At 38.4% G+C, this 13,280-nt stretch carries 16 protein-coding genes, 11 tRNA genes and 1 other annotated feature (1 of these 28 cut by a window edge); of the genes, 1 reads left to right on the forward strand and 26 read right to left on the reverse strand.

The features are described from left to right. Window positions 1-175: a sequence feature (16S ribosomal RNA rRNA prediction is too short), on the reverse strand (it extends 81 nt beyond the left edge of the window). Between the two features lie 129 nt (window positions 176-304). The 12 genes from AS180_RS03770 to AS180_RS03825 form a co-directional block, all read right to left on the reverse strand. Beyond that, a tRNA-Gly gene (locus tag AS180_RS03770) sits at window positions 305-378 on the reverse strand. A 3-nt stretch (window positions 379-381) separates the two neighbouring features. Further along, window positions 382-458: transfer RNA gene (locus tag AS180_RS03775), tRNA-Arg, on the reverse strand. Between the two features lie 80 nt (window positions 459-538). Next, window positions 539-625 (reverse strand) — tRNA-Leu (locus AS180_RS03780). A gap of 26 nt (window positions 626-651) precedes the next feature. Next, a tRNA-Leu gene (locus tag AS180_RS03785) sits at window positions 652-734 on the reverse strand. Between the two features lie 16 nt (window positions 735-750). Further along, a tRNA-Lys gene (locus AS180_RS03790) sits at window positions 751-826 on the reverse strand. Between the two features lie 4 nt (window positions 827-830). After that, window positions 831-905: transfer RNA gene (locus AS180_RS03795), tRNA-Gln, on the reverse strand. A gap of 12 nt (window positions 906-917) precedes the next feature. Then, a tRNA-Asp gene (locus AS180_RS03800) sits at window positions 918-993 on the reverse strand. Between the two features lie 29 nt (window positions 994-1,022). Continuing rightward, window positions 1,023-1,095, reverse strand: a tRNA-Val gene (locus AS180_RS03805). A 36-nt stretch (window positions 1,096-1,131) separates the two neighbouring features. Further along, a tRNA-Glu gene (locus tag AS180_RS03810) sits at window positions 1,132-1,203 on the reverse strand. 9 nt (window positions 1,204-1,212) lie between these two features. Beyond that, a tRNA-Ser gene (locus AS180_RS03815) sits at window positions 1,213-1,303 on the reverse strand. A 7-nt stretch (window positions 1,304-1,310) separates the two neighbouring features. Further along, window positions 1,311-1,385, reverse strand: a tRNA-Asn gene (locus AS180_RS03820). A gap of 126 nt (window positions 1,386-1,511) precedes the next feature. Next, window positions 1,512-1,970: a SprT family protein gene (locus tag AS180_RS03825; RefSeq protein WP_025910616.1), complete on the reverse strand. Its 459-nt coding sequence runs from the start codon at window positions 1,968-1,970 to the stop codon at window positions 1,512-1,514. A gap of 97 nt (window positions 1,971-2,067) precedes the next feature. Here AS180_RS03825 and cmpA point away from each other — a divergent pair, with 97 nt between their 5' ends. Then, on the forward strand, window positions 2,068-2,187 hold the full coding sequence (cmpA, locus tag AS180_RS22185; protein WP_090752704.1) for a cortex morphogenetic protein CmpA: 120 nt from the start codon (window positions 2,068-2,070) through the stop codon (window positions 2,185-2,187). Window positions 2,188-2,261: 74 nt separating this feature from the next. On the opposite strand, the gene AS180_RS03830 is transcribed toward cmpA, so the two are convergent. From AS180_RS03830 to acpS, 14 genes are all read right to left on the reverse strand, one after another. Next, window positions 2,262-4,397: a Tex family protein gene (locus tag AS180_RS03830; RefSeq protein ID WP_062686452.1), complete on the reverse strand. Its 2,136-nt coding sequence runs from the start codon at window positions 4,395-4,397 to the stop codon at window positions 2,262-2,264. 118 nt (window positions 4,398-4,515) lie between these two features. After that, window positions 4,516-5,127 (reverse strand): PP2C family serine/threonine-protein phosphatase, encoded by a 612-nt coding sequence (locus AS180_RS03835; protein ID WP_226372922.1) that lies wholly within the window; start codon window positions 5,125-5,127, stop codon window positions 4,516-4,518. Then, a complete protein-coding gene (gene sigB, locus AS180_RS03840; protein WP_062686434.1) occupies window positions 5,124-5,918 on the reverse strand; it encodes an RNA polymerase sigma factor SigB in 795 nt (264 codons plus the stop codon). The genes AS180_RS03835 and sigB overlap by 4 nt, the downstream gene beginning before the upstream one ends. Next, window positions 5,884-6,369: an anti-sigma B factor RsbW gene (gene rsbW, locus AS180_RS03845; protein ID WP_061785866.1), complete on the reverse strand. Its 486-nt coding sequence runs from the start codon at window positions 6,367-6,369 to the stop codon at window positions 5,884-5,886. Before rsbW ends, sigB begins: the two co-directional genes overlap by 35 nt. Further along, on the reverse strand, window positions 6,366-6,698 hold the full coding sequence (locus tag AS180_RS03850) for an anti-sigma factor antagonist (protein ID WP_025910611.1): 333 nt from the start codon (window positions 6,696-6,698) through the stop codon (window positions 6,366-6,368). The genes rsbW and AS180_RS03850 overlap by 4 nt, the downstream gene beginning before the upstream one ends. A gap of 62 nt (window positions 6,699-6,760) precedes the next feature. Next, window positions 6,761-7,774, reverse strand: coding sequence for a PP2C family protein-serine/threonine phosphatase (locus tag AS180_RS03855; protein ID WP_062686435.1), 1,014 nt, complete (start codon window positions 7,772-7,774; stop codon window positions 6,761-6,763). An 11-nt stretch (window positions 7,775-7,785) separates the two neighbouring features. Further along, window positions 7,786-8,187, reverse strand: coding sequence for an anti-sigma regulatory factor (locus tag AS180_RS03860; RefSeq protein WP_025910609.1), 402 nt, complete (start codon window positions 8,185-8,187; stop codon window positions 7,786-7,788). A 3-nt stretch (window positions 8,188-8,190) separates the two neighbouring features. Further along, window positions 8,191-8,553: an STAS domain-containing protein gene (locus tag AS180_RS03865; RefSeq protein ID WP_035321022.1), complete on the reverse strand. Its 363-nt coding sequence runs from the start codon at window positions 8,551-8,553 to the stop codon at window positions 8,191-8,193. Then, window positions 8,550-9,386 carry an RsbT co-antagonist protein RsbRA gene (locus AS180_RS03870; RefSeq protein WP_025910607.1) on the reverse strand — a complete coding sequence of 279 codons (837 nt, stop codon included), beginning with the start codon at window positions 9,384-9,386 and terminating at the stop codon, window positions 8,550-8,552. The genes AS180_RS03865 and AS180_RS03870 overlap by 4 nt, the downstream gene beginning before the upstream one ends. Window positions 9,387-9,559: 173 nt before the next feature. Continuing rightward, window positions 9,560-9,910, reverse strand: coding sequence for a type II toxin-antitoxin system PemK/MazF family toxin (locus tag AS180_RS03875; RefSeq protein ID WP_025910606.1), 351 nt, complete (start codon window positions 9,908-9,910; stop codon window positions 9,560-9,562). Window positions 9,911-9,914: 4 nt separating this feature from the next. After that, entirely contained in the window at window positions 9,915-10,196 is a 282-nt protein-coding gene (locus AS180_RS03880; RefSeq protein ID WP_025910605.1) for a CopG family ribbon-helix-helix protein, read from the reverse strand. Between the two features lie 179 nt (window positions 10,197-10,375). Then, complete coding sequence (gene alr, locus AS180_RS03885; protein ID WP_062686436.1) at window positions 10,376-11,548, reverse strand: alanine racemase; 1,173 nt, start codon at window positions 11,546-11,548, stop codon at window positions 10,376-10,378. Between the two features lie 188 nt (window positions 11,549-11,736). Continuing rightward, on the reverse strand, window positions 11,737-12,753 hold the full coding sequence (locus AS180_RS03890; protein WP_025910603.1) for a LolA family protein: 1,017 nt from the start codon (window positions 12,751-12,753) through the stop codon (window positions 11,737-11,739). 113 nt (window positions 12,754-12,866) lie between these two features. Next, a complete protein-coding gene (gene acpS, locus AS180_RS03895; RefSeq protein WP_025910601.1) occupies window positions 12,867-13,235 on the reverse strand; it encodes a holo-ACP synthase in 369 nt (122 codons plus the stop codon). Window positions 13,236-13,280: the final 45 nt, after the last annotated feature.

Consider the following 13,280-nt stretch of genomic DNA (forward strand, 5'->3'; position numbering starts at 1 on the left):
CGAAACCATCTTTCAATTTTCTCTTATGCAAGAGAAAATGTTATCCGGTATTAGCTCCGGTTTCCCGGAGTTATCCCAGTCTTACAGGCAGGTTGCCCACGTGTTACTCACCCGTCCGCCGCTAACGTCATAGAAGCAAGCTTCTAATCAGTTCGCTCGACTTGCATGTATTAGGCACGCCGCCAGCGTTCATCCTGAGCCAGGATCAAACTCTCCGAAGAAATGTTTGACTTGCTCATAAAAGTTTAAAAAATTAACGTTGACGTTTGTCGCTTTGTTCAGTTTTCAAAGTTCAATTTGGTAATGGAGCGGGTGATGAGAATCGAACTCACGACATCAGCTTGGAAGGCTGAGGTTTTACCATTAAACTACACCCGCATATGGCGCGCCCGAGAGGAGTCGAACCCCTAACCTTTTGATCCGTAGTCAAACGCTCTATCCAATTGAGCTACGGGCGCATTATTTTCTACCGCTTCGTTAGCGACTTAACTATCTTATCATCTCTATTTGTTAGTGTCAATACCTTTTTTTGTTTTTTTGGTGCGGCCGAGAGGACTTGAACCTCCACGGGTTATTCACCCACTAGGCCCTCAACCTAGCGCGTCTGCCATTCCGCCACGACCGCTTAATAAAAAAGGTTAAAGATAAAAGTGCGGGTGAAGGGACTTGAACCCCCACGTCGTAAAGACACTAGATCCTAAGTCTAGCGCGTCTGCCAATTCCGCCACACCCGCATGTGTGTATTTAAAATGGTGAGCCATGAAGGACTCGAACCTTCGACCCTCTGATTAAAAGTCAGATGCTCTACCAACTGAGCTAATGGCTCTTGATGGCTGGGCTAGCTGGATTCGAACCAACGCATGACGGAGTCAAAGTCCGTTGCCTTACCGCTTGGCTATAGCCCAATCAAAAAGAAATGGCGGTCCCGACGGGAATCGAACCCGCGATCTCCTGCGTGACAGGCAGGCATGTTAACCGCTACACCACGGGACCATCCATACAGATGATATACAAACAAAATATGGAGGATGACGGGATCGAACCGCCGACCCCCTGCTTGTAAGGCAGGTGCTCTCCCAGCTGAGCTAATCCTCCGGAATTAAATCATAAATTATTCAAGCAAATATAATATGACCCGTACGGGATTCGAACCCGTGTTACCGCCGTGAAAGGGCGGTGTCTTAACCACTTGACCAACGGGCCATTATAAAATGGCGGAGAAGGAGGGATTTGAACCCTCGCGCCGCTTACACGACCTACACCCTTAGCAGGGGCGCCTCTTCAGCCTCTTGAGTACTTCCCCGTTATAATGGCTCCACAGGTAGGACTCGAACCTACGACCGATCGGTTAACAGCCGATTGCTCTACCACTGAGCTACTGTGGAATAGTGTTATCAGACTCATTAAAATTTACTATATTTTGACTTATTTGTCAATGTTTTTTCAAAAAATATTCAAGCACTTTTGAGTGCTTTATAAATTTATCATATGCCTTTTCCATAGTCAAGGGCTTACTCTAATTTTTTTAACATTCCACCGCAATAACCACAGAGATACTTTTGGAGATGAATCTTTCTTTTCCTTGTATATTTAATCTTACAACCAGTGCATTGATAAAGATGTACTGGACTATTTTGCTTTTTTGCTATGTTTTTTGCAAGTGGCTTGCAAAACCTAGGGGCACCTACTTCTTTCATTAATTGGCGAAAGTCTCGATCTCGATGTCCATATCCTTTGCCTTCTAAATGCAAATGGTAATGACATAGCTCATGTTTAATAATGTTAATAACCTCTTCTTGACCATGTTCTTCATAGTGACCATAGTTGATTTCAATATTAGAGTTATGAACAAGGTACCTTCCACCTGTTGCTCTTAGTCGTCTATTAAAATAAGCTTTATGTAAAAAAGGTTTGTGAAAAAATTTCATTGATATTTCTTCTACTAATTGTTGTAGTTCGTTGTTCTCCATTTTATTTCCTCCTTGTTATCACCTGACTAGCATGCATTGCATACATTTAATATTACATTATTTTTTATACATTTATATAAAAGGAGCGAATGCTGTGATGCCGATGTGGTTACAAAGACAAATGCAGCGTGCTTACTTACAGAAAGATTGTGCACAGATTCGACTATTAAACCAATGCTGGTTTTTTTACCGTAAAAACCACTCTTCAATGGACTAACCCCTACAATCCAATAGAAAAATCGCCCTGACATTAATGTCAGAGCAATTTTTCTGATGGATTTAGAAAGTAGCTTATGGCGAAATCATAGTTAATGAAACTCTTCCTTTAGCAACATCTACACCTTCTACCCAAACAGTTACCACATCTCCGACAGAAACAACATCTAGCGGGTGTTTTACATACTTGGTTGTTAATTTTGAAATATGAACCAACCCGTCCTGCTTTACACCGATATCTATAAACGCACCAAAATCCACCACATTGCGTACGGTTCCTTCAAGTTGAAGACCTTTCGATAAATCCTCCAGTTGCAAAATATCTTTTTTCAAGAGCGGCTTTGGCAAATCGTCCCTAGGGTCTCTCCCTGGCTGTACTAGCGCTTGAATAATATCTTTTAAAGTAAACTCTCCAACTCCTAGCTCTTCTGAAAGATCAGAAATAGATAAGCTATTTAATGCTTCTTTTAATTCATCTGTTCCAAGATAATCATAAGTTAAATTCACCTTATCTAGCAATTCATTCACGTAACCATAGCTCTCAGGATGAATACTCGTTTGATCTAGCGGCTCTTGGCCATCAATAATTCGCAGGAAGCCAATACATTGTTCATATGTTTTAGCACCTAATCTCGGAATCTTTTTCAGTTCCTTTCGGCTTTTCAGCTTGCCATTTTCTTCTCGATAACGAATAATATTTTGAGCGACCGTCTTATTAAGACCTGACACATATTGAAGCAAAGAAGAAGAAGCCGTATTTACATTCACTCCCACCTGGTTTACTACTGTTTCCACCACGAACGTTAATGAATCATTTAGCTGCTTTTGAGAAACATCATGCTGATATTGTCCAACACCAACTGATTTTGGATCGATTTTAACAAGTTCGGCAAGCGGATCTTGTAACCTTCTCCCAATTGAGACTGCACTTCTTTCTTCCACCTGAAAGTTTGGGAACTCGTCCCTAGCGATGTCAGAAGCAGAATAAACGCTAGCGCCCGCTTCATTTACGATTAAATAAAAAATATTTCTAGATTGATGTTGCAAAATCTCCGCAATAAACTGTTCTGTCTCTCTAGAAGCTGTACCGTTTCCGATTGCTACCATTTCAATTGAAAATTTTTCAATGATTTCAGTTACTTGCTTTACACTTTCTACTTTTTTATTAACAGGAGGATGCGGGTAAATAACATCAATCTTGAGCACTTTTCCTGTTTCATCAATAACTGCCAGCTTACACCCAGTTCGATACGCAGGATCTACAGCCAGGACAACCTTTCCTTTTAGAGGCGGTTGAAGAAGTAGCTTTCTCAAATTCTCGGAAAAGATATGTATAGCCTGTGCTTCAGCTCTCTCTGTTAGCTCTTTTCGAATCTCTCGTTCGATAGCAGGAGCAATTAGCCGCTTATATGCATCTGTAATCGCTTCTTCTACTAATGAGACAACAGACGATTTCGTATTTTTAACAAATCCTTTTTGTATGTATCTAAAAATGCCTTCTGTAGATACGTTAATGGATACTTTTAATATCCCATCTTTTTCCCCTCTATTCATAGCTAACACGCGATGAGGAACAATCTTGCTTACAGATTCCTTATACTCATAATACATTTCATATACATTTTTTTCATCTTTTTCATGAGCTCTAGCTTCGGTTTCAATAACGCCATGTTTAAACGTATAGTCTCGAATCCACTGACGATAGGAAGGCTCGTCAGATATAATCTCCGCGATGATATCTTGAGCACCCTGTACGGCATCCTCCACGCTATCGACACCTTTTTCCGTAGATATGTATAGCTGTGCTTTCTCTTTAACTGCTTCTAAAGGAAATGTTAAAATCCATTGAGCAAAAGGCTCTAATCCTTTTTCTTTTGCAACAGTTGCTTTAGTTCTTCGCTTTTGTTTATAAGGTCTATATAAATCTTCCACTTGCTGTAACTTTGTTGCTTTTGCAATACTTGTAGCCAGCTCATCCGTTAGCTTTCCTTGCTCTTCAATCAAGCGGATAACTTCTTCTTTTCGGATATTTAAGTTCGTTAAGTATGTCCACTCGTCTAAGATTGCTCGAATTTGCACTTCATCAAGAGATCCTGTTTGTTCCTTACGGTAACGAGCAATAAACGGAACTGTATTTCCCGCTTCAATTAAATTTATTACATTCTTTACTTGCTTTAAAGGAAGGTTTACTTGATCACTTACATGCTTCATTACATCAGTTGTTTGCACTTTTGCTATGGCCGTCAACTCAATCTCTCCTAGCAATGTTTTCTTTTAATTGTAACAAAACTCACATGTATTAGCACATGTGAGTTAAAGTTTTACATCATTAATTTGTTTGTAGCTCTCCCAATATGAATGTTACATCGTCTTTGTGAGAAGATAGTTTCGCTTTCAGTTGAGCGGATAATTGCTCTATGTTCATCCGAGAACTAAAAAAGGCTCTAACTTCTTTTAAATCTAATCCATCCGTATGAATTAAAAACTGAGAGTTCGGTTCATATGGAAAAGTCTGAACCTGAATTTTTTGTTTTCGACCTGATAAAAACCCTTTTACAGGTAAAGGATACGTAAGATTTCCGTCTGGGGCATATAGATAAAAACGAATATTACCTACGTTCGTGTACGAAAAATGCCCGCTGCGTTTATCAAACTTCAATAGAGCAACAGCGGCTCCTCTCGTCCCTTTAGTCACATCATTACACAGCATCATTAAATCATCAAGCTCAAGATTATGATTTCGCTTCGCAGTTTGAATGACAGCATCGGACGCTATTTTTGCATGTTCACCGCTTCCTAACCCATCCGCAATGGCACATAAGAAATAATCGCTAGTTTCTTTGATATAAAAGCCGTCACCACAACAGGTGTTTCCATCTTTAGGTGTTTGATGAGTGGCTGTTTTTATGAAAGATTGATTAGCAGATATACGATTCGTCACTTTTTATACTCCGCTTCGGTTAGGTCTGTTCGAGCCGCATTTCGAAGCTTATCAAGAGCTCTTCTCTGAAGACGCGACACATGCATTTGAGAAATACCTAATTTTTCACCAGCTTCTTTTTGACTCAGGTTCTCAATGAAGGTATAGCGAATGACTTCTCTTTCTCGCTCGCTTAAAACATGTAAAATCTTCTCCAAGACCAATCTTTGGTCGGTTTTCTCATAGCCTGCTTCTTTTTCACCAACTAAATCTAGAATAGTTACGGTACTGCCATCAGAATCCGCTTCAATGGAGTGGTCAACAGAGAGCGCTTGGTAGCTTTGCCCCATTTCCATCGTCTCTAAAACTTCTTCTTCCGTGACTCCAATATAATCAGCAATCTCTTGCACTTGAGGAGAGCGCTGTAATTGGGTTGTCAACTCTTCAACAGCTGCTTTAATTTTCGGACCTAATTCTTTAATTCGACGAGGAACATGCACGCTCCACGTTTTGTCACGTAAGAATCGTTTTATCTCACCAATGATTGTCGGAACAGCAAACGACTCAAAGCTTCTTCCAAACGAAGAATCATATCTACGAATTGCACCTAAAAGGCCTAACATACCAACTTGCACAATATCCTCATGCAAGCTTCGGCCTTTTGAATAACGACGGGCAATCGATTCAACAAGATTTTTATAGTGAATAACGAGCTCACTTTGTGCTTCTTCATCTTGGAATTTTTGAAAACGCTCAATTCGTTCCTGAACTTGTTCTTTAGTTAATTTCATAGGTTGAGACTGTGTTTTCATCACTCTCCACCTGCTCTCTTTGCAAATACTTTGTCATCATGAGGGTAACACCTTTAGAATTCATCATTTTCACTTCATCCATGAGCGTCTCAATTAAATATAAGCCTAATCCACCTTCTGGCAGCATCTCAACTTCTTTCGCTGTCTCGTAAGGCCCGATTTTCTCTTTTAATTCTTCAAAGTTAAAGCTTTCACCTTTATCAACCACCATAATTTCTAAGCGGTCAGAAAAAAGGCCAAAACCTACCTTAACTTCACCATTTTCATCTTCTTTGTAAGCATGCTGAACAGCATTCGTACACGCTTCACTTATTGCAATCTTCATGTCTTCAATATCATCATAAGAGAAGCCCATACGGTTTGCCACTCCTGACAAAGTTAGGCGAATGATTGCGACATAATCTGGCTTAGCTGGAATTTTCATCTCAACGAAATCATACGGTTGCTTCATTTCACGCCACCTTCTACCTGTGAATTCACATTTAAAATATCCGTCAATCCTGTAATATCAAATAATCTCTTTAAACGCTCAGACACACCAACAAACTTTAATGAACCGTTATGCTTTTTAATTGCTTTTAAAAGTGCAATAAAAACACCAAGACCTGTACTGTCCATATATGAAACGTCTGTCAAATCAATTGTGATTCTAACATCGTCTTGTTCTGCTATCTCCATAAATTTCTCTTTTAAATTCGGAGCTGTATATGCATCAATTTCGCCAGCCAACGTAATACGATATTCCTGACCAGCATCTTGAACATCAATCTTTAAATTCATCGTATCTATAAACCCCCTCAGTTTTCATAAACTATACATTCTTTACCCTTCATTCTTTCTAGTTAAACTGCTTTTTTTAAAATAATAAGGGTAAAATCGTCTCGAAGCTGAAACTCTTGTAGTTTTTCTAATTCTTTAAAAACTGCCTCAACAATTTCTTGAGGTGTCAAATGCATGTATTTACGAATTAGTTTTATAATGTCCAACCTTTCCAAAAATCCTTCTTCAGTTCGACATTCTGTTACTCCATCCGTTAATAAGATAATCATATCATCTTTGTGAAGCTCTTTTTCATACTGTGAGTACTTCACATGACGATCTACACCTAGAACTAGACCTCTTGCTTCTAAATCATGAAATGTATCAGTTGAAGCTTCATAATAGAATCCTGGTTCATGACCGGCTGATGCGTAGGTAAACAAGTTGTTAGCAGGATGGTACGTACCATAAAACATTGTAATGAACATACTCGGATCCACGTTGCGCTCTACAATATTATTCAAGTTTTCAAGCACATAGCTTGGATTTTTCCGAGAATCCGGTAAGCTATCCATCGCATACTTAATCATCGACATGCACATCGCAGCCGGTATTCCTTTACCAATTACATCTGCAATCGCAATGCTAACACCACCGTTGTCTTCATCCACGAAATGAAAATAATCACCGTTCATCTGCTTGGCTGGTACGCTCACTGCGCCAATCTCTAAAGTATCCACATTATCCGGAATATTTGTTCCCAATAAATTTTGCTGAACATTTGCAGCAACTTCAATCTCTGACCGAAGCTCTCTCTGCTTACTTTTTAACGTTTGATGTTCACGTAACGCTAATCCATAGCTAATCATAACCTCTAATAAAAAATCTAATGAATGCAATACTTTCTCTGGAATATCAGAATAAATCTCTTCAATTACCTCTTTATGAATACTAACGATGTCTTCTGGCGATACTTCATTTTCTAAAGATTTGCGACTTAGCTTTTGTCCTTGGTATAAAACTTGCTCATCTTGCGTTTGAATATAATTCCCCAAAATATCCCTATATAGCTGTTTCATCTCTTTATCAAAAGACATTTATTCTCCTCCTAGCGGAGCCACTTAATTGCTTTGATTTCAGTACCGTCTCCTACATTTGATTCAATTGAAAACTCATCCATGAGACGTTTCACTCCTGGTAAACCTGCACCTAATCCTCCAGATGTAGAATATCCATCTTCCATCACTTTGCGAATGTCAGGAATACCTGGCCCTTCATCTGTAGCAATAATTAAAAGTCCTCGTGTAGTTGAACGATCCAATTTTTCAATATGAATCTGTCCTTTCCCCGCGTATAAATAAATATTACGTGCTAATTCAGAGATGGCTGTTGTAATACGCGCTTGATCTACAGTTCCAAATCCTAAATCCTTGGAAACATTTCTACCTAGCTGACGCGCCGCCACAATATCCCACTCCGTTACAATTTTTACACTGGATTGGAATTCCATCTATTATTCCCCCAGTTCCGATTGGAGTTTCTCAAGACCTTTTTCCAAGTCAAGCGCAGTAAAAACATCATTTAATCCAATACCTAGTTCCACTAAGGTAATAGCAACAGCGGGTTGAATTCCTGTTAAAACAACACGTGCCCCCATTAAACTGGACATGCTAACTACATCACCTAACACTTTAGCAATAAATGAGTCAATCATATCAATGGATGTTAAATCGATTACTACGCCTTTTGCTCCAGTTTGGTGTATTTTACTTAGTAAATCTTCTTGAAATTGAATAGCTGTGTGATCATCAAGCTCCCATTGAATCGAGACCAGTAAGTAGTCATATAATTTTAAGATCGGTATTCTCACGTTCATTCCCCCGATTCCATATCGATAATTTGACGGTTAGTCATTTCTAACGCAAATTCGATTCCTTTCTTCAACGAGTTCTTCGTAATTAGCTCATTTAAATTGATTCCTAAATTAACAATTGTTTGTGCAATTTCAGGGCGAATCCCTACTAATAAACATTTTGCTCCTACTAATCGTACAGCCTCAGCAGCTTGTATAATATGATGAGCTACCATTGTATCAACTACGGGCACTCCTGTAATATCGATTAAAACCACTTCTGAGCGATGCTTAACAACGCCTTGCAGAAGGTTTTCCATAATTTTTCTTGCACGCTCTGTATCGATTGTCCCCACGAGGGGCATAACTGTTATTTTATCAAATACCGGAATTAGCGGCGCTGATAATTCTTGTAAAGCTACTTTTTGTAGCATAACCGTATTTTCCCATGAACTTGAATATTGCTCTACTATCTTGTTATAAACAGGACTAAGCCATTTATCAAAATGATAAAAGATTTCCGAGTGTGCTTCTTTGTTCGAAGATCCTTCGTTTAGATACCCTTCCACAACAACATGTCCTAACTCACGCAAGCCTTGCGTTAGGTATCCAAGTGGCCATCCTAGCTTGACAACTTTTTCTACAATATCTTCGAGTTCATTTGAAAACTCATTTAAAGAACGAAATGCATTCGATAAAACTACATTCACAAAATTTGAACTAACGTTTACATAAACTTGTTCCGATACAACACTTTTAATTCGACCCGTTTCAATATCATTCATTGTAACAAGCCAACGTTCAAATATATCCGCTTTAGATTGTTGAATATACTCAAATAACTTCTCTTGATTCATGAGCTCCTCCTTGTAAGAAATCACATTTCTTTATGCTATTTATCTATTTTTTACCATATTTAATAAACCCATTAAATAGATTTCTTCTTTCAATATACGTTTACTAGTTATTCTTCGTCAAATTAAAAAAGTTGCCCTTAAAGGAGCAACTTAGTATAAATGGAAGTATAATTCTAAAAGTCGATAAGTCCTACACTGATTTGCAAGGCATCATCCACTCTGTCCATCATTTCATCATCTAAATGGGTGATTTTATCAGTTAGTCGCTGTTTGTCAATTGTTCGAATTTGCTCTAGCAAAATAACTGAATCGCGCTCAAACCCATACTTTTTCGCATTAATTTCTACATGCGTAGGCAACTTTGCCTTTTGAATTTGAGCAGTAATTGCAGCAACAATGACAGTCGGACTAAACCGATTTCCAATATCATTTTGGATGACAAGTACAGGGCGAACGCCTCCTTGTTCTGAGCCAACAACAGGAGATAGGTCAGCAAAATAAACGTCGCCGCGTTTGACTACCAAGACATTAACCCCCGCTGACTAAACGATCCACTGTGTGATTTGCTTCAGACTCAGCTAAAAAAGCTTCAGAAGCAATGTTTAAATTTATCTTTGCCATCTCCATATATCCGCGACGCATAGACTCGCGAATATGGCGTTTTTTTCGCTCACGAAGGTATAATTTCGTTGCTTGGTAAATAAATTCGCTTCTGTTACCATTTTCTTGTTTCACCATAAGGTCAAGTTCCGATACTAAATTTTTCGGCAATCTTACCAGGATTTCTGTAGTTGCGCTCGCTTCAGACACAAACATACACCTCCAACATCAATACACACACACACCAATAGTCTCATCTTTCCTTATCATAACACTCATACGTATTAATGGAAAGTTAATTCTGTCAATTTCTACACTATTATTGTCAATCGACGCATTGTTTTATGCATAAATTTAATTTTTAAGCTGAATATTTATTAAATCCTACGTCAATTGTGTTCGTTCAACAAGTAGTTAGTAATATTCACTTGCTCTTGATTCTTCACAATCACCCTTGGTACACGAGCTGAAATCATACAAGGTACTTCGTAGTTAATAGTTTCCAAGTGCTGTGCTACTTGATCAATGGATATTTGTTCGTTGCCCTGCTTACCAATAAGCGTCACTTTTGTACCTACTGGATACTGCTCTGGAAGGCGTACCATTAGTTGATCCATACAAATACGTCCCACCACAGGAACTTTCTTTCCTTTAACAAGGATAGTAAAGTTATGAAGCTTTCGAATCCATCCGTCCGCGTAGCCAATTGGAACCGTTCCAATCCATTCTGCTTTCTCTGATTCATACGTAATACCATAGCTAATACCACTACCTGGCTCTACTTTTTTAACATGTACAAGTGTACTATGCAATGAAAAAGCTTCTTTTAAAGGGACAGAAATGATTTCCTTCATCTCTGGTGACGGGCTTAACCCATACATTGAAATCCCTAGTCTAGCAGCGGTAAACAAATTCTCAGGTTGCTGAAAAATAGCCGCACTGTTTGCACAGTGAACCAGAGGAGGATTAATTCCTAAAGACTGAATAAGCTGCACTACGCTTTGAAACCTGTGATATTGATTTTGAAAGTAAATTGAATTTAGTTCATCTGCCGTTGCAAAGTGAGTAAATACTCCCTCTACTTCCATAAAGGATTGTGATTTTAACAGTGTTGCTACTGCCTTGATCTCATCATCACTTCGTAAGCCTAGTCTTCCCATTCCAGTATCTATTTTCAAATGAATAGTTAAACTTCCATTATTAGCTTGGTCTGCAATTACTTCTTCTATCCATTGCTTACTATAAGCAGTTATCGTAACATTCCATTTAATAGCCTCTTTAACATGAAGAGGCGGCACAGCTCCTAGTACTAAAATGGGGGCTTTAACCCCTTTCTGACGAAGTGAGATTGCTTCATCCAAAAATGCAACAGCTAACATATTAGCACCTGCTTGTAGTGCTAAGTCTGCTACTTCTACATCTCCGTGCCCATATGCATTTGCTTTCACTACAGCCATGAGCTTTTGATCCGGTTTTAATAACTTTTTAACTTCTTGAACATTATACAAAATTGCATCTGCATTAATTTCTGCCCATGTTTCTCGGTAAAATGCTTTAACCATTGTGACACTTCCTTTTTCAGAACCATTATAAACATATGCTACTTTGCTAGTATAATACATCCAAAATTAAAGTTCATTAGAAGGAAATAAAAATTAAACTAAACAGATTTGAATTTTCTCACAAATGAAACCAAATCCAATTAAGAAAACAAAAAGACTCGCTATTCGCGAGCCTGTATTAAGAGTAGTTATTTGCCAAGCTGAGTTTGAACTGAATTCGCCACTTTACTCATCTCTTCAGACGTTAAGTTTTCTGAAGCAATCATAAAGTCAATTCCATCATAAGACCAAGAAAGCGTCTTATCCGTTAGTGCTCCAACTGTAAATCCTAAATCAAACGGCTCCCCAGCTGTTAAAGTAGCTGTAGAGGCTGCTGTTTCCGCTACTTTTGCTTTCTCTTGAACAAGCGTAAACGACTTTTCACCTTCATACTTTAAAACAATTCGCTCACCGTTTTCGCCTTCAACCTTTTTCTCCTCTGCTAGCTTAACGCCTTTTGGTAAGATTTCTGGATAAAGCACACCGAACTCATCAGATTTCTCTGTAGCCATTGTTGGAACATCAATTTTAGCCCCTGTCATGTTGCGTTTCGTATCAAATGCACCCTTATCAAACTTTGAATCAACTTGTACTTTTGAAAAATCCACTTCAATTAGTACCTTGTTGTCTGTATCCATAATTTTTACAGATACAGGCGTTAAATCCTTTTTATTTAGCTTAATTTCTTGTTTTGGCAACATCGTGCTATTTTGGTAATTTGTTTTTGTCTTAAATACATAATGTTTATCCGTCGACTTAAATTCTGCACTTTCATCCTGCACAATGTCTTGCACTAACGATTCATATAAATAAGCTTGGCTACTGTTTTGTGGCCAATCGCTTTGGAAACGGAAGCTTTTGTTTAAGGCCGGTGTTAAGACAAAGACACCTTCATCGTTGCGCAAAATCATTTGACTTTGGTCTTTCTTCGTATTTTTTAAGTTTACACGATAATACGTTGGCTTACTGTGCCAAATTTCAACGTCATATACTTGCGCGTCCTTGCCTGTATTTAGCTTCATTTCTGCTTCAGCTTTATACCCTTTCATATCTTCAATCTTAGCATCTAGTGCATCCGTTACGTCTTGCTGACTTTTTTCGCCACAAGCAGCCAATAGTAATAGTAAAAAGGCGCACGCGAATAACCCAATAAACTTTTTATGCATCTCCCCAACTCCTTTTATATCATGTCATACCTACATGTTGAGAGAAACAAGATAATACCTGTCTCCCTTGTCCGCAATATGAATATATGAAGTTGGGAATATGAATATGCAGACTAGCTTGACGAGCTTTCAATAATTACCTGTGTTACAACATAATGTTGACTGTGTGAAATGGAGACATGAATGTACTTGTTATCGCTTTTATTTAGCGTATAAAGCACTGGTTTTCCACTATGTTCATTTAGAACTTCAATATCTTGAAAACTTAAATCTTTTCCTATTCCTGTTCCTAATGCTTTAGAATAGGCCTCTTTCGCTGAAAAACGACCTGCCAGAAACTCAATCTGCCTTTTCCCTTGGAGTTTATCGTAGCTCGCCTTTTCATTTTTTGTTAAAATACGAGTAACAAACGAAGATTGTCTTTTTGCAAGCTTTTCAATTCGATCTAGCTCGGTAATATCCAGTCCAATCCCTTTAATCAATTGCTCTTCACACCCTTCTATCTTTTTGCATACTGCATAAAATAA

The sequence above is a fragment of the Priestia veravalensis genome, from assembly GCF_001457055.1.
Taxonomy (GTDB): domain Bacteria; phylum Bacillota; class Bacilli; order Bacillales; family Bacillaceae_H; genus Priestia; species Priestia flexa.